This window comes from Pseudomonas fragi (assembly GCF_900105835.1).
Classification (GTDB): domain Bacteria; phylum Pseudomonadota; class Gammaproteobacteria; order Pseudomonadales; family Pseudomonadaceae; genus Aquipseudomonas; species Aquipseudomonas fragi.
In genome coordinates, this window is sequence record NZ_LT629783.1 from 1664331 (window position 1) to 1679538 (window position 15208).

The 15208-nt window shown below is 59.8% G+C and carries 14 protein-coding genes; 3 read left to right on the plus strand and 11 right to left on the minus strand.

Annotated features, from left to right (window positions below; translation table 11 throughout):
- Positions 1-5: 5 nt before the first annotated feature.
- From BLU25_RS07585 to BLU25_RS07595, 3 genes are all read right to left on the minus strand, one after another.
- Positions 6-1481: an efflux transporter outer membrane subunit gene (locus BLU25_RS07585; RefSeq protein WP_083369582.1), complete on the minus strand. Its 1476-nt coding sequence runs from the start codon at positions 1479-1481 to the stop codon at positions 6-8.
- Entirely contained in the window at positions 1478-1951 is a 474-nt protein-coding gene (locus BLU25_RS07590; protein WP_016782302.1) for a MarR family winged helix-turn-helix transcriptional regulator, read from the minus strand. Before BLU25_RS07590 ends, BLU25_RS07585 begins: the two co-directional genes overlap by 4 nt.
- A gap of 261 nt (positions 1952-2212) precedes the next feature.
- A complete protein-coding gene (locus BLU25_RS07595) occupies positions 2213-2821 on the minus strand; it encodes a MiaE family protein (RefSeq protein ID WP_016782301.1) in 609 nt (202 codons plus the stop codon).
- 220 nt (positions 2822-3041) lie between these two features.
- Between BLU25_RS07595 and BLU25_RS07600 the strand changes: the two genes are divergently transcribed.
- Positions 3042-3905 (plus strand): universal stress protein, encoded by an 864-nt coding sequence (locus BLU25_RS07600; protein WP_016782300.1) that lies wholly within the window; start codon positions 3042-3044, stop codon positions 3903-3905.
- A 5-nt stretch (positions 3906-3910) separates the two neighbouring features.
- Here BLU25_RS07600 and BLU25_RS07605 read toward each other — a convergent pair whose 3' ends face one another.
- Complete coding sequence (locus BLU25_RS07605; protein WP_029611583.1) at positions 3911-4381, minus strand: DUF1289 domain-containing protein; 471 nt, start codon at positions 4379-4381, stop codon at positions 3911-3913.
- 406 nt (positions 4382-4787) lie between these two features.
- On the opposite strand from BLU25_RS07605, the gene acnB reads away from it, so the two are divergent.
- Complete coding sequence (acnB, locus tag BLU25_RS07610; RefSeq protein WP_083369583.1) at positions 4788-7388, plus strand: bifunctional aconitate hydratase 2/2-methylisocitrate dehydratase; 2601 nt, start codon at positions 4788-4790, stop codon at positions 7386-7388.
- A 69-nt stretch (positions 7389-7457) separates the two neighbouring features.
- Here acnB and BLU25_RS07615 read toward each other — a convergent pair whose 3' ends face one another.
- A complete protein-coding gene (locus BLU25_RS07615; RefSeq protein WP_029611582.1) occupies positions 7458-8528 on the minus strand; it encodes an AI-2E family transporter in 1071 nt (356 codons plus the stop codon).
- Positions 8529-8556: 28 nt separating this feature from the next.
- Positions 8557-8796, minus strand: coding sequence for a sulfurtransferase TusA family protein (locus BLU25_RS07620; protein ID WP_016782295.1), 240 nt, complete (start codon positions 8794-8796; stop codon positions 8557-8559).
- Between the two features lie 120 nt (positions 8797-8916).
- Between BLU25_RS07620 and BLU25_RS07625 the strand changes: the two genes are divergently transcribed.
- A complete protein-coding gene (locus BLU25_RS07625) occupies positions 8917-10347 on the plus strand; it encodes a M48 family metalloprotease (protein WP_016782294.1) in 1431 nt (476 codons plus the stop codon).
- A gap of 124 nt (positions 10348-10471) precedes the next feature.
- On the opposite strand, the gene nadA is transcribed toward BLU25_RS07625, so the two are convergent.
- The 5 genes from nadA to galB form a co-directional block, all read right to left on the minus strand.
- Positions 10472-11530: a quinolinate synthase NadA gene (nadA, locus tag BLU25_RS07630; protein ID WP_016782293.1), complete on the minus strand. Its 1059-nt coding sequence runs from the start codon at positions 11528-11530 to the stop codon at positions 10472-10474.
- Between the two features lie 213 nt (positions 11531-11743).
- Positions 11744-12430 (minus strand): type 1 glutamine amidotransferase domain-containing protein, encoded by a 687-nt coding sequence (locus BLU25_RS07635; RefSeq protein ID WP_016782292.1) that lies wholly within the window; start codon positions 12428-12430, stop codon positions 11744-11746.
- Between the two features lie 180 nt (positions 12431-12610).
- Positions 12611-13687: a 4-oxalomesaconate tautomerase gene (locus tag BLU25_RS07640; protein WP_016782291.1), complete on the minus strand. Its 1077-nt coding sequence runs from the start codon at positions 13685-13687 to the stop codon at positions 12611-12613.
- A gap of 2 nt (positions 13688-13689) precedes the next feature.
- Complete coding sequence (locus BLU25_RS07645) at positions 13690-14406, minus strand: 4-carboxy-4-hydroxy-2-oxoadipate aldolase/oxaloacetate decarboxylase (RefSeq protein ID WP_016782290.1); 717 nt, start codon at positions 14404-14406, stop codon at positions 13690-13692.
- Positions 14403-15137: a 4-oxalmesaconate hydratase gene (galB, locus tag BLU25_RS07650; RefSeq protein WP_016782289.1), complete on the minus strand. Its 735-nt coding sequence runs from the start codon at positions 15135-15137 to the stop codon at positions 14403-14405. The genes BLU25_RS07645 and galB overlap by 4 nt, the downstream gene beginning before the upstream one ends.
- Between the last annotated feature and the right edge of the window lie 71 nt (positions 15138-15208).

Sequence of the window (15208 nt, forward strand, 5' to 3'; positions counted from 1 at the left end):
GATACCTAAATTATTCTGCCAGCGAGGACTTCAGTGGGAGCGGTCTCGGCTGTAGTGCCGGGCTCAAATCCACCACCCAGGGCTTGCATCAGTTGAATCGAAAGGTCTATCTGCTCGGCATTCAGGTCGGCCAGCTGGCGCTGGGCCTGAAGCAGTTGTTGCTCAATGCTGAGCACGTCCAGATAGTTGCCCACGCCCGAGCCGTAGCGTTGCAACACGGTATCGAACGAGTCCTGGGCGATATGGGTGGCCTGCTGCTGAGCGCTGATCTGCTGCTTTACAGCGCCTAATTGCGCGAGGGTGTCGCTGACGTCGCCCAGGGCGCCCACCAGCGTCTTGTTGTACTGCGCCACCGCCAGATCGTAATTGGCATCTTCAGCATCCAGCCCGGCACGCAGGCGCCCGCCATCGAAAATCGGCAACGACACTGCCGGGGCAATGTTGAGGAAGCGGCTGGCGGAGCCGAATAGCGCATCCCCCAGCAGCGACTGGGTACCCGCCGCCGCGCTTAGATTGAGGTTCGGGTAGAAGCGGGTCTTGGCAGCGGCAATATTCTTGCTCGCCGCCTCCACCCGCCAGCGCGCTGCCACCAGATCGGGACGCCGGCCCAGCAGTTCGGCTGGCAAGGTGCTCGGCAATGCCACGGCGCCTGGGGCGAGAATTTTCGGACGCGCAATATCAACCCCGCGATCCGGCCCCTTGCCCAGCAACACCGCCAACGCGATGCGCGCGCTGTTGAGTTGCTTTTGCGCATTGATCAACTGCTCGCGGGAGCTGGCCTCAAGGCTTTCGGTCTGCTGATACTGATAATGGCTGTCGATACCGGCTTGCAGGCGACGCTTGCTCAAGTCCAGCATTTTGCCGGTGCGTTCAAGGTCGTCCTTGGCCAGGTCGAGCACAATAAAGGCATGCCCGAGGCTGCTGTAACCCCGCGCTACATCGGCCGCCAGGGTCAGGCTCGCAGCCTGGCTGTCGACTTCGGCCGCACGGGCCTGTCCCAATGCTGCTTCCCAGGCCGCGCGCTGGCCGCCCCACAGATCGAAGGTGTAATTAAAGGTCAGGCTGGCATTGCGCAACGTGTCATAGCGACCACCCTGCCCCGTCGGATCCTGGGAGCGCGACAGGCGCGAACGCGTGACATCGGCTTCAGCATTCAGGGTCGGCATGCGTGCGGCATCGGCCGCACCGGCGGCGGCAGAGGCCTGATGAGCACGGGCGCTGGCAATTTGCATGTCCGGGCTGTCACGCAGCGCTTCTTCGATCAGGCCATCCAGTTGCCCGTCGCCCAGGCGTTTCCACCAGTCCTTTTCAGGCCAGGCCGCAGGGCTGATCGTAACGCCCTCCAGGGATCGGGCAGCCTTGAGGTTCTTCGCATCCTGGCTCACGCCAACGGTAGACAACCCGCTGTAGTTTGCACAACCGGCCAGCACCATCGACGTAAATACCAGGCTCAAGCCTGTACGCAGCGTTTTGTTGCTCATTTTTCACCTAAGCGCATGACCGTGATTGGATCACCGGCGGCCAGCAGTATTTTCTTGAGGATCTGTTCCAGGCTTTGCAGTTCTTGCGGGCTGATGGCACCTGCCAGCTGGTTCATGGCGTCGGCGCCCACCTTGGGCAACAAATCGGCCAGCGCCTTGCCGTCGTCGGTGAGCACCAATCGCACCTGACGCCGATCGGCTTCGGAGCGCTGGCGCATCAGCAGGTTTTTCTGCTCAAGTCGATCGAGCATGCGGGTCATCGAGCCGCTGTCCAGGCACAGGTGGCGGCACAGCTCGGCCGGGGTGTCGACATCGAACTGGGCCATGATGATCAGCACCTTGAACTGCGCCGCCGTGATGCCGTAAGGCTCCATATGGCGGTCGATGATCTTGTCCTTGAGCATGGCCGTGCGCCCAAGGAGCAAACCCAGGGTGCAATTTTGAAAGTTATCGGGATGAAAGTGTTTCATCAGGGCACCAGGAAGCTGCCTAGGCAGTAATGTTACGAAATATTACTGTCTAGGCAGCTAATGTCAAGCCGATTATTAGGTGGCTATCTATCTGGTTGTTAAACGGGCACTCAAACCGGGGCCAAGAGAGCAACTATCTTGATGATGGCGGGATTGTTGTGGGAGCGGGCTTGCTCGCGATGGCATCGCCCCGGCTTGCCTGACAGACCGCAGCGCCTGCATCGCGAGCAAGCCCGCTCCCACAGTAGATCTATAGAAGACTCAAGAAACGGCTGGCACACCACTATGAAAGCGGAACTCGACATCCGGCGACTCGATCAGCTCATGCTCCGCCGCCCTCACCCGCTCGATCACCTGGGCAATATCCTTGGCATCGCCATATTGATAGGCCAGTTTCAGATAACCCTGGAAATGCCGGGCCTCGCTTTTGAGCAGACCGAAATAGAACTTGCCGAGTTCTTCGTCCAGATGGGGCACCAGCGCTTCGAAACGCTCGCAACTACGCGCCTCGATAAACGCCCCCACCACCAGCGTGTCCACCAGCTTGACCGGCTCATGGTTACGCACCACCTTGCGCAGCGCCGAGGCATAGCGCCCGGCTGACAGCTGGCGCAGTTCGATCTTGCGCTTTTTCATCAGGCGCATGACTTGCTCGTGGTGCACCAGTTCTTCACGGGCCAGGCGCGACATCATATTGATCAGGTCAACATGGGAGTGGTACTTGGCGATCAGGCTCAGCGCCGTGCTGGCAGCCTTGAACTCACAGTTTTTGTGATCGATCAGCAAGGTTTCCTGATCGGCCAGCGCAGCCGCGATCCAGCCGTCAGGCGTGCGACAGCCCAGGAACTCATGAATTTCAGGAAGAATCACACGCACACTCCCGACAAAGGGGAGTTGCCCGGCAGACCGGCAGAGTTTTGAACGATTGCTGACATGAGGCTCACAAAGACTGAATTGAGGCGAGCCGGGGATTATACGGGGCACGGGGCGCAGCACCAACGACCTAACTTGATATGCATCAACACAGCGACAACTGCCAAGCAACTATAGTGATTGAAAGCCACTTTTATAACCTGTGGAGACAACGGTCATGCACAGCATCAACAGCCTGTTGGTCGTCATCGAGCCCCACCTGATGGAAAGCCTCGCCCTCAAGCGCGCCAAACACATCGCCTGCCACACCAAGGCGCATTTGCACCTGTTGATCTGCGATAAAAAGCATGACCATTCGGCCCTGCTCAGCGTGCTTGAAAGCAGCCTCAAAAGCGAAGCCTACAACGTGACCAGCGAGCAGGCCTGGCATGAAAGCCAGCACGCCACCATCATCAAGGTGCAGCAAGCCCACAATTGCGGCCTGGTGATCAAGCAGCATGTGCCCGACAACCCGCTGAAAAAAGTGTTGCTGACCCCGGAAGACTGGAAACTGCTGCGCTACTGCCCCAGCCCGGTATTACTGGTCAAAACCGCTGAAACCTGGGAGAACGCCGTTGTTTTGGCGGCCGTGGATGTAGGCAACAACGACCCCGAGCATATGGCCCTGCACACGAGCATCGTCGACCACGGCTTTCGCATTGCCAGCATGGCACGCGGGGAATTTCATGTTGTCAGCGCCCACCCGGCTCCGATGCTGGCAACGGTAGACGCCGTCTACCCGCTGGACACCGAACTGGAACAAACCTACAGGGCCGAGTGCAAGGTGTTCCAGCAACAGTGCGAAATTGATGACAGCCGCCTGCACATTGAGGAAGGTCCGGCTGACGTAATCATCCCGCGGGTCGCCAAAACCCTCGGTGCTGTCGTGACCGTGATGGGCACAGTGGCGCGCACCGGGCTTTCAGGAGCGCTGATCGGCAATACCGCGGAAGTGGTGATCGACAAGCTGGAAAGCGACATCCTGGTGCTCAAGCCCGATGACATGGCCGAGCATCTGGAAGAATTGGCAAGCAAAGGCTGAACGGCTTATTCGCCAAAGGCGTCCTTGAGAAAACCCGGGGCGATGTAACGCTCGTAGTGCGCCTCGGACAGGAGGAAAAATTCCCGATCAATGGCATCACGCAGGTCGGTCAGCGGCCAGCCGCGAAACTCCGGCAACAGCACCATGCCATACAGCTCCAGCTGATTGATCACCCGCGCCCCGCGGGCAATCAGCTGGTAGGCCCAGCAATACTCGGACTGGGCAGGCACAAAGCGGATCTTGCGCGCCACCAGCTGGTCACGCAGCGTGGCACGGTCGAACACTTCGACCTTGCCGGCCATCACCTGCACCAACAGCTGCTCAAGCCTGCGCCACACGGCTCGCTTTTCTTCCTCGTTGTAACCGTTCCAGTTGATCACTTCATGATGGAAACGCTTGCAACCACGGCACACAAGGTCACCGTACACCGTTGAACAAAGGCCTATGCAGGGGGTCTTGATGGTTTGATTGGACATGGCGAAATAGAGCACTGCAGAACGAAACAGGTGGCCATGTTAGCCCTTTGTCTAACGCAGATCACCCCTCAACCTTCAGGGCCTAACTTACCTTTAACAAGTTTTTACCGTAGAATCGGCCTGCCTTTTAAGGCGCCAATGTCCGTTAGAAGCTGTTTTCAAAGCGTCACGAGCACAGTTGATCCCGAAGAACGGTGTTGGTGAGGGGTGTTTGCACTGCAGATACCCGCACCAGCATTCATCATCTCCCCCGTTCGGAAGGCGTAAAACTTTGAAAACAGCTTCTGTTGGGAATCCTTGCAATTCTGGCTAAGCGGCTCAAAAAGCCCCGCAGCGCATGAGTGCTCGGCATTCCTGGATGAGCGTCCCGGACACCCATTTGGGACCAATGATGAGGGTAATAACTGTGCTTGAAGCCTACCGCAAACATATCGAAGAGCGCGCAGCACTGGGTATCGTTCCCCAGCCGCTTAACGCCGAACAAACTGCAGGCCTGGTTGAGCTGCTGAAAAACCCGCCTGCCGGCGAAGAAGAATTCCTCGTTGACCTGATCACCAACCGCATTCCGCCGGGTGTTGACGAAGCTGCCTACGTGAAAGCCGGCTTCCTGGCCGCGATCGCCAAAGGCGAAGCCTCCTCCCCGCTGATCAGCAAAAAACGCGCTGTTGAACTGCTTGGCACCATGCAAGGCGGCTACAACATCGTGACTCTGGTTGACCTGCTGGACGACGCAGAGCTGGCACCGGTTGCCGCCGAGCAACTCAAGCACACCCTGCTGATGTTTGACGCCTTCCACGACGTCGCTGAAAAAGCCAAAAACGGCAATGCCCACGCCAAAGCCGTGGTGCAGTCCTGGGCTGACGGCGAGTGGTTCAAGAACCGCCCTACCCTGGCTGACAAAATCAGCCTGCGCGTGTTCAAGGTAACCGGCGAAACCAACACCGACGACCTGTCGCCGGCACCGGACGCCTGGTCGCGCCCTGACATCCCGCTGCACGCCCTGGCCATGCTGAAAATGGCCCGTGACGGTATCGTGCCGGACGTTCAAGGCTCCATCGGTCCGATGAAGCAAATCGAAGAAATGCGCGGCCAGGGCTTCCCTATCGCCTACGTCGGTGACGTAGTCGGTACCGGTTCGTCGCGTAAATCGGCTACCAACTCCGTACTGTGGTTCTTCGGCGACGACGTGCCTTATGTACCGAACAAGCGTGCTGGCGGCTTCTGCTTCGGCAGCAAGATCGCTCCGATCTTCTACAACACCATGGAAGATGCTGGCGCACTGCCAATCGAGTTCGATGTTTCCAACATCAACATGGGCGACGTGATCGACCTGTACCCGCACGCCGGCAAAGTCTGCAAGCACGGTACCGACGAAGTCATCACCACCTTCGAACTGAAAACTCCAGTTCTGTTGGACGAAGTTCGCGCTGGCGGCCGTATCCCGCTGATCATCGGCCGTGGCCTGACCGAGAAGGCTCGCGCTGAGCTGGGCCTGGGCCCTACCGATCTGTTCAAGAAGCCTGAAGCACCGGTTGAAAGCACCAAGGGTTTCACCCTGGCGCAAAAAATGGTCGGCAAGGCGTGCGGCGTGACCGGCGTTCGCCCGGGCACTTACTGCGAACCGAAGATGACCACCGTAGGTTCTCAGGACACCACAGGTCCCATGACCCGTGACGAACTGAAAGACCTGGCGTGCCTGGGCTTCTCCGCTGATCTGGTGATGCAGTCGTTCTGCCACACCGCGGCCTATCCAAAGCCGATCGACGTGACCACCCACCACACCCTGCCTGACTTCATCATGACCCGTGGCGGCGTGTCCCTGCGTCCGGGCGACGGCATCATCCACAGCTGGCTGAACCGTATGCTGCTGCCGGACACCGTTGGTACTGGCGGTGACTCGCACACCCGTTTCCCGATGGGCATTTCGTTCCCGGCCGGTTCGGGCCTGGTAGCGTTCGCCGCAGCCACTGGCGTAATGCCACTGGATATGCCGGAATCGGTTCTGGTTCGCTTCAAAGGCGAAATGCAACCGGGCATCACCCTGCGTGACCTGGTTCACGCCATTCCTTACGTCGCGATCCAGCAGGGTCTGTTGACGGTAGAGAAGAAAGGCAAGATCAACGAATTCTCGGGTCGCATCCTGGAAATCGAAGGTCTGGACAACCTGAGCATCGAGCAAGCCTTCGAACTGTCCGACGCTTCGGCAGAACGTTCGGCAGCCGGTTGCACCATCAAGCTGTCCAAAGAGTCGATCACCGAATACCTGAACTCCAACATCACCCTGCTGCGCTGGATGATCGGTGAAGGTTACGGCGACGCTCGTACCCTTGAGCGTCGCGCTCAAGCGATGGAAGCCTGGGTAGCCAACCCTGAGCTGATGGAAGCCGATGCTGACGCCGAATACGCGCACATCATCGAAATCGATCTGGCTGACATCAAAGAGCCTGTGCTCTGCGCGCCAAACGACCCGGATGACGCCCGTCTGCTGTCCAGCGTTGCTGGCGAAAAAATCGACGAAGTGTTTATCGGTTCGTGCATGACCAACATCGGCCACTTCCGCGCTGCGGGCAAGTTGCTGGACAAGGTCAAAGGCCAGCTGCCAACCCGTCTGTGGCTGTCGCCGCCGACCAAGATGGACGCTCACCAACTGACCGAAGAAGGCTACTACGGCATCTACGGTAAAGCTGGCGCGCGCATGGAAATGCCGGGCTGCTCGCTGTGCATGGGTAACCAGGCACGGGTAGAGCCGAACTCGACTGTTGTGTCGACTTCGACCCGTAACTTCCCGAACCGTCTGGGTGACGGCGCGAACGTTTACCTGGCTTCGGCCGAGTTGGCGTCGGTGGCCTCGATCCTGGGTCGTCTGCCTTCCGTTGAGGAATACATGGCCTACGCGGCAGAGATCAACACCATGGCCGCGGACGTGTACCGCTACCTGAGCTTTGATCAGATCGCCGAATTCCGTGAAGCGGCTGCAAACGCCAATATTCCGGTTATTCAAGCGTAAGCTGATGCAGTAACGAAAAAGCCCCGGCTCGCAAGAGCCGGGGCTTTTTCATGTCTGGCGTTTAGTGATCTACAGCAGCGGTGACACGACTTGCTGCTCTCGCGGCCAGGCATCGAGCACAGCCTTGAACAAGGTCGCCAGCGGGATGGCAAAGAATATCCCCCAGAAACCCCACAACCCGCCAAACAACAGCACCGCGCAAATGATCGCCACCGGGTGCAGGCTCACCGCCTCGGAGAACAGCAGCGGTACCAGCACATTGCCGTCCAGGGTCTGGATGATCCCGTAGACCGCCATCAGGTAGATAAACTGATCGCTCCAGCCCCACTGGAACAGTGCAATCAGCAGCACTGGCACCGTCACTACCACCGCCCCGACATAGGGCACCACCACCGAAACCCCCACCAGCAGCGCCAGCAAGGCCGCATAGTTGAGGCCCATGGTGACAAAGGCGATATAGGTCACGCCGCCGCAAATAATGATCTCGATGACCTTGCCGCGAATGTAATTGGCAATCTGACGGTTCATTTCTTCGGCCACGCGGGTAATCAATGCCCGTTCGCGAGGCAGATAGCCGCGCACCCAGCGGCCAATGACCGCGCGGTCCTTGAGAAAGAAAAACACCAGGATCGGTACCAGCACCAGATAAATCATGATGTTGACCAGCAGCGGCAAGCTGGACAGCGAAAAGGTCAGTGCCAGTTGCCCGAACTTGCCGATTTCACCCCGTGCAACTTCAATGGCCTGCAGCACCTGCTCATCCGACACCAGATGCGGGTAGCGCTCAGGTAATAACAGCAACAACGATTGCCACTTGGCGAGCATGCCCGGCAGCTCGTTGAACAGCGTAATCAGCTGATGCCAGAGCAAGGGCACCACTACCACCAGAAACACCAGCAACAAGCCCATAAACAGCGCAAACACCAGCCCGACCGCCGCTGCGGCCGGCACCCGCATGCGCTCCAGTGCCACCACCAGGCCCTGCATCAGATACGCCAGCACCATGCCCGCCAGCACGGGTGCGAGCATACCGCCCAATGTCAGAACGGCGGTAAACGCCAGCACCAGCAACACCGCGAGCACTACCGCTTCTTCATCAGAGAAATAGCGCTGCACCCAACCACGTAAAACCTTGAACATCGATATTCCTTAGAAGAAAGGCCTGGGCTCAGGCCTTGCGTAACCAGTAGCGATAGGTGCCGGCGTCCTCTTCTTCACGCAGCAGCTCATGGCCTGCCAGACGGGCAAAGGTACGAAAATCACGTTGTGAGCCCGCGTCCGTGGCGATCACCTTGAGGGTCTGGCCACTGCCCATCTTGTTCAGCGCCATCTTGGCCTTGAGCAGCGGCAACGGGCAATTCAGACCCGCAGCATCCAGTTCGGCATCATGGGCCAACACATCAGTCATTGCGTACATCTCCACAGAGGGCATTTTTTATGCCAGCTAGAATACCCCAAGCAACCCCGCCACTGGTCGCCAGCCGAGTGTCCAGCTACAGTAAGCGCTTTACCAACCAGAGCTTTGTGCATGACTTTTCTGCGCCCTACCCTGTTGACGCTCGCTTGCCTGCTCGCATCACCGAGTTTCGCCGACGATTTACCGTCTCTGGGTGACGCCAGTTCGTCCATTGTCTCGCCACAGCAAGAATACCAACTGGGCCGCGCCTGGCTGGCCATGTTGCGTAGCCAGGTGTCACAGCTCAACGACCCGCAGCTCAAGGACTATGTCGAGACCAGCGTCTACAAACTGGTCGAAACCAGCCAGGTGCAGGATCGCCGCCTCGAATTCATCCTGATCAACAGCCCGCAGCTCAACGCCTTCGCCGCACCTGGCGGGATCATCGGGGTTAACGGTGGGCTGTTCCTCAACGCCCAGACCGAAGGTGAATACGCCTCGGTCATGGCCCACGAACTGGCCCACTTGTCCCAGCGCCACTTTGCCCGTGGCGTGGAAGCCCAGCAACGCATGCAGTTGCCAATGATGGCTGCGCTGCTCGCCGGGATTATCGTGGCGGCCTCTGGCGCAGGCGACGCCGGCATTGCTGCGATTGCCGGCACCCAGGCTGCGGCCCTGCAGGAACAACGGCGCTTTTCGCGCCAGAACGAGCAGGAAGCTGACCGAATCGGCATTCTCAACCTGGAAAAGGCCGGTTACGACCCGCGCTCCATGCCCACCATGTTTGAGCGTCTGATGCGCCAGTACCGTTTTGATGGCCGGCCACCGGAATTCCTGCTGACTCACCCGGTCACCGAATCCCGTATCGCCGACACCCGCAACCGCGCCGAACAGGCCCGGCCGGGCGGCACCGAAGACAGCCTGCGCTATCAGTTGATCCGCGCCCGGGTGCAGCTCAACTACGAAGAAACCCCCGGGCTGGCCGCCAAGCGTTTTCGCCAGCAACTGGATGAGAACCCGAAGAACGACGTAGCCCGTTATGGCCTGGCGATTGCCTACATCAAAGGCAGCCAGTTCAACGAAGCCCGCGAGACCCTCAAGCCGCTGCTGGAAAAGTCGCCCAACGACATCACCTACAACCTGGCGCAGATCGAGCTGGACATGGACAGCAACCGCCTGAGCGAAGCCCAGCAGCGCATCGACCGGATGCGCACCTTGTACCCCGGCAATTACCCGCTCAACCAGGCCCGGGTGGATTTGCTGCTCAAGCAAAACAATCCCAAGGAAGCCGACAAGGCCCTTGAAGCGCTGCTCAAGAGCCGCCCGGATGACCCGGATGTCTGGTACTCGGTGGCCGAAACCCGCGGTTTGTCAGGCAATATCATCGGCCTGCACCAGGCCCGTGCCGAATACTTCGCGCTGGTAGGGGATTATCGCCAGGCCATCCAGCAACTGGACTTCGCCCAGAAGCTGACCAACAACTTCCAGCTGTCGGCACGCCTGGATGCGCGCAAGCGGGAACTGATGGATCAGGAACGGGCGCTCAAGGAAATGATGAACTGAGCCTGACTGGCTCAGTTCCTGTGGGAGCGGGCTTGCTCGCGATTCAGGCAACTCGGTATGTCAGTTTGACCTTGTTGACCCCATCGCGAGCAAGCCCGCTCCCACAGAGAACAGTGCTGGCTAATCAGGCATTGCCCGCCAGTTTCAACCGCGCCGCCTGGGTGAAATCGAGCATGCGCTTGAGCGGGCGAATGGCATGGGGCACCAGCGCCGGGTCAACGAAAATCTCGTTCGTACCCTGCTGCAAGCATTCCAGCGTGCGCTCCAGGGTATTCATCGCCATCCACGGGCAGTGCGCGCAACTGCGGCACGCCGCACCGTTACCTGCGGTCGGGGCCTCGATAAACACCTTGTCCGGGCACAACTGCTGCATCTTGTAGAAAATGCCGCGATCGGTCGCCACAATAAAGGTCTTGTTGGGCAGGTTCTGCGCCGCAGCAATCAACTGGCTGGTAGAGCCCACGGCATCCGCCAGATCAATCACCGACTCCGGTGACTCCGGGTGCACGAGGATCGCAGCATCCGGATACAGCGCCTTCATGTCTTCCAACTGCTTGGACTTGAACTCTTCGTGAACGATGCAGGCACCGTCCCACAGCAGCATGTCGGCACCGGTCTGGCGCTGAATATAACGACCCAGATGCTTGTCAGGCCCCCAGATAATGGTTTCACCGTTATCCATCAGGCTTTCGACGATCTCCAGCGCGCAGCTTGACGTTACGACCCAGTCAGCCCGGGCCTTGACTGCCGCCGACGTGTTGGCATACACCACCACCGTGCGCTCGGGATGCTTGTCGCAAAACGCCGAGAACTCCTCCACCGGGCAGCCCAGATCCAGCGAGCAGGTGGCCTCCAGCGTCGGCATCAGCACGCGTTTTTCCGGGGTGAGGATTTTTGCCGTTTCACCCATAAAGCGCACACCGGCCACCAGGATGGTCTTGGCCGGGTGAGCCGCGCCAAAGCGGGCCATCTCCAGGGAATCGGACACACAGCCGCCGGTTTCTTCGGCCAGGGCCTGAATCACCGGATCACAATAAAAGTGCGCCACCAGCACTGCGTCGCGGGCTTTGAGCTCGGCGGCGATCTGCGCCCGCAGGCTGAGGGCTTGAGCCTCAGTCAACGGCTTGGGCTGCTTGGCATCAAGGTGAGCTTGAACCAGAAGTCGTTCAGAAATTTGCGTCATGTTCGCAAGACCTGCAAGCGCTGTTGCGCGAAAGTCGAGTGTACCACCAGCTCCGGGCCGTCAAGCCCCGCTGGGAGAATGTATGTATCAGGCACGGACAAGCACTGAAGCGCGACAAGGCTACAGAATATCCTTGGGATTCAAAAGTTTAATGTGGGTATTACGCGGGCCGATGCAGGCTGACAGGCCTGCATCGGCTTTAGAAAGGGTGTTTTACTCAATGGCCGCCAGCACCAGCTCCGCTATCGGCCCGCCCGATGCCGGGTTTTGCCCGGTAATCAGTCGCCCATCAGCGATGGCGAACGGTGCCCACGGGGTACCGGCTTTTTGATACAAGGCACCACGCTTCACCAGCTCGGTTTCGGTCAGGTACGGCACATGCTGGCTTAGCCCGGCCAGGTCTTCCTCTTCATTGGAAAAACCAGTGACTTTCTTGCCCTTGACCAGCAGTTCACCATTGCTCAGCTTGATGTTCAGTAAACCCACAGCGCCATGACACACCGACGAAACCACCCCGCCGCGCTCATAGATATGGCGACTGAGCGCTTGCAGTTTCTCGTTGTCAGGGAAATCCCAGATCACGCCATGGCCGCCCGCGTAATAAATGGCGATATAGTCATCCGGGTTGACCTGATCCGGCGTCAGCGTCGCCCCGAGCCGGTTCATGAACGCCTTGTTGTGGTACCACTGCCAGTCGATCGGCGAGGCCATCTCGGCTGCCAGGCTGTGGGGGTCGATCGGCGTATACCCACCTTGCGGGCTGACATAGTCGACGGCATAGCCTGCGGCCTCAACCTTGTGCACAAAATGCACCGCCTCGCCCAGCCATAAGCCCGTGGCGCGATCAAGGTTCGGGTATTTCTCGACGCTGGTCAGTACCACCAAAATCTTCTTGCTCATGGTCAACCTCCTGTTTGTGCGAACACCGGCAAACCGGTGGGAACAAGAGCATAGACCACGCCAGCGCGCATTTGTCCTGTGAGCGCGGGCTTGCTCGCGAGGCTATCAATCAATGCGCTTTGCCTGATTGACCGCGGCGCCTGCATCGCAGGCAAGCCAGCTCCCAAATGAGCAGATATCTTAGCCTGCCCAGACCGCCGCCGGCACACACACCACCCCGTCAAACAGCAACCGCGCCGTGCGCATCAGCCCGCACCCCACTACTTGCCCGGCTTGCAAACACAGCTCCACCGTAAACTCCCCCGTTGGATGTTCAACCTGCAATTGCCGCATATCTCCCGCCCCGGCCCGGGCCAGAGCAGCAGCCACACTGCCCTCAATCAAGCACGCCGTGGCCACGCTGACCGCCCCGAATACACCGATACTGGTATGGCAGCGATGCGGAATAAATGTTCGCGTACACAACGCCCCGCCTGCCTGCGCAGGTGCCACCAGGCACATTTTCGGCACATTGCGCTGGCGCACATCGCCCAGGTTCATGAACAGACCGGCCTGCAAGCGGATTGACTCAAGCCGCGCCCTCAGCGCAACGTCCGCGTCAAGCTGCGCCGGGCTTTCATAGCCACTGCAACCCAAGTCCTGTGCCCGCAACAGCACGACCGGCATGCCATTGTCGATACAGGTCACTTCAATTGCGTCCAGCACATCCACAGCGTTACCGGTCGGCAACAGTGCGCCGCAACTGGCCCCGGCAATGTCCTCGAACTCGACGATCAGGGGCGCAGCCAAGCCCGGCACGCCATCAATTCGCGCTTCACCGCTGTAGCGCACATGGCCGGCAGGTGTCGGCACATGAGCGATCGCGACCTGCCCGCTGTTTTGCATAAAAATCCGCACCGATGTCACGTCCCCCGCCACCGGCACCAGCCCCCGCTCAATGGCGAACGGCCCGACCCCGGCAAGGATATTGCCGCAGTTCTGCCCGTAATCGACCCGCGGCTCATCCACCAGCACTTGGGCAAACAGATAGTCGACATCGGCGTCCGGCCGCGCCGACGGCTGGATGATCGCTACCTTGCTGGTCAGCGAGTCGGCACCACCGATGCCGTCGATTTGCCGGCTGTCCGGCGAACCCATTACCGCCAGCAGCACGCGATCGCGCAACAGCGGCTCTGCGGGCAAGTCGCGGGCCAGAAAGTACGCGCCCCTGGAAGTGCCGCCGCGCATCAACAGGCAAGGAATGCGGGTCTGGGTCATGCTCAGCCCTCAAGCTCTTCGATGCTGTCGACATAACGCAAACCTTTCTCGGCCAGTCGCCCGCGCATGTTGTAGATATCCAGCCCCAGCTCGCCCTTGGCCAGGCGCAACGCCTTGTGGTCCTCCAGATCAGCCCGTTCACGGCTGGCCTCGACCACCTTCGCCACCTCGACGCGACGCACAATCACCACCCCGTCGTCATCCGCCACCACCACATCCCCGGGGTTGACCAGTTGCCCGGCGCAGATGATCGGCAGGTTAACCGAGCCCAACGTTTCCTTGATCGTGCCCTGGGCGCTGATGGCCCGCGACCACACCGGGAAACCCATGCCGCGCAGGGTGTGGGTATCTCGCACCCCCGCATCGATCACCAGTGCACGCACACCGCGGGCCTTGAGCGAGGTGGCCAGCAGGTCGCCAAAATAACCGTCAGTGCAAGGTGAAGTCGGCGCCACCACCAAAATGTCCCCGGGTTGGCACTGCTCCACGGCAACATGGAACATCCAGTTATCTCCCGGCGCTATCAGCACTGTCACTGCCGTGCCGCTGATCACCGTACCGCGCTGGATCGGTGTGATGCGAGGGGCGAGCAGGCCTTTGCGGCCCTGGGCCTCATGGATCGTGGCCACCCCGTAACGCCCCAGTTCGTTGACCTGCGCCGCGTCGGCACGGGGGATATTGCGCACCACCAGGCCGGTTTTACCGATCAGTTCGCTCATGCCAGGTTCTCCGTCACACGCGGAAAAATGCTCTGGTAACCCTCGGCATACTCGATATTGCGACCCGAGGCGATGCCCACGTTGCGCTTGGCCTGTACGCCGCGCTGTAAAGCGACGCGGGTGTAGTACTCCCACAGATGTTCCTGGCCGGCCATGCACTGAATGGCCGCGTACTTTTTGTGCCACACATCGGTGATGTCCAGCAGCACATCCGGGCGCCACTCGCACTGCTCCGGCTGATGCGGTTCAAAGCTGTACACCGGTGGTGCGCCGACGATTTTCTCGCCCGGCCGGTAGCCTTCGGCCTGGGCAATGATGCGCGCCTCCTGGGTCAGGTTCATGGCCAGCGGGTGATCGTAGTTGTACGGGTCCTTGATCGAATGGCTGAGCACAAATTCCGGCTGCACGCGGCGAAACACATCCGCCAGGCGAAACAGCGTGTCCTTGTCGGCACGCATCGGGTAGTCGCCGATATCGAAGAATTCGACACTGGCGCCCAAAATATCTGCGGCCTGCTGCGCTTCCTCGCGGCGCGCCTGCTTGACCCGCTCTTCGCTCATCTCGCCCTTGCGCCACAACTTGGCGGATTCACCGCGCTCGCCAAACGATAGGCAAACAATGTGCACCGCATAACCCTGTTGCGCATGCAGGGCGATGGAACCGCCGGCGCGCCAGACAAAATCGGCCGAGTGGGCACTGACAACCAGTGCGGTTTTGGGTGATGCATTCATGTGCGGGCTCCTTCAACAGTTGGCCAAAGGATCGCACCCAGCTGCCGCCCCGGAGTAATGCATAAGCTTGT

Excerpts from the sequence above, each read along its gene's own strand:
- BLU25_RS07585 (WP_083369582.1), bottom strand. The coding sequence starts at position 1,481 with ATGAGCAACAAAACGCTGCGTACAGGCTTGAGCCTGGTATTTACGTCG.
- BLU25_RS07590 (WP_016782302.1), bottom strand. The coding sequence starts at position 1,951 with ATGAAACACTTTCATCCCGATAACTTTCAAAATTGCACCCTGGGTTTG.
- BLU25_RS07600 (WP_016782300.1), top strand. The coding sequence starts at position 3,042 with ATGCACAGCATCAACAGCCTGTTGGTCGTCATCGAGCCCCACCTGATG.
- BLU25_RS07605 (WP_029611583.1), bottom strand. The coding sequence starts at position 4,381 with ATGTCCAATCAAACCATCAAGACCCCCTGCATAGGCCTTTGTTCAACG.
- BLU25_RS07615 (WP_029611582.1), bottom strand. The coding sequence starts at position 8,528 with ATGTTCAAGGTTTTACGTGGTTGGGTGCAGCGCTATTTCTCTGATGAA.
- BLU25_RS07620 (WP_016782295.1), bottom strand. The coding sequence starts at position 8,796 with ATGACTGATGTGTTGGCCCATGATGCCGAACTGGATGCTGCGGGTCTG.
- BLU25_RS07625 (WP_016782294.1), top strand. The coding sequence starts at position 8,917 with ATGACTTTTCTGCGCCCTACCCTGTTGACGCTCGCTTGCCTGCTCGCA.
- nadA (WP_016782293.1), bottom strand. The coding sequence starts at position 11,530 with ATGACGCAAATTTCTGAACGACTTCTGGTTCAAGCTCACCTTGATGCC.
- BLU25_RS07635 (WP_016782292.1), bottom strand. The coding sequence starts at position 12,430 with ATGAGCAAGAAGATTTTGGTGGTACTGACCAGCGTCGAGAAATACCCG.
- BLU25_RS07640 (WP_016782291.1), bottom strand. The coding sequence starts at position 13,687 with ATGACCCAGACCCGCATTCCTTGCCTGTTGATGCGCGGCGGCACTTCC.
- BLU25_RS07645 (WP_016782290.1), bottom strand. The coding sequence starts at position 14,406 with ATGAGCGAACTGATCGGTAAAACCGGCCTGGTGGTGCGCAATATCCCC.
- galB (WP_016782289.1), bottom strand. The coding sequence starts at position 15,137 with ATGAATGCATCACCCAAAACCGCACTGGTTGTCAGTGCCCACTCGGCC.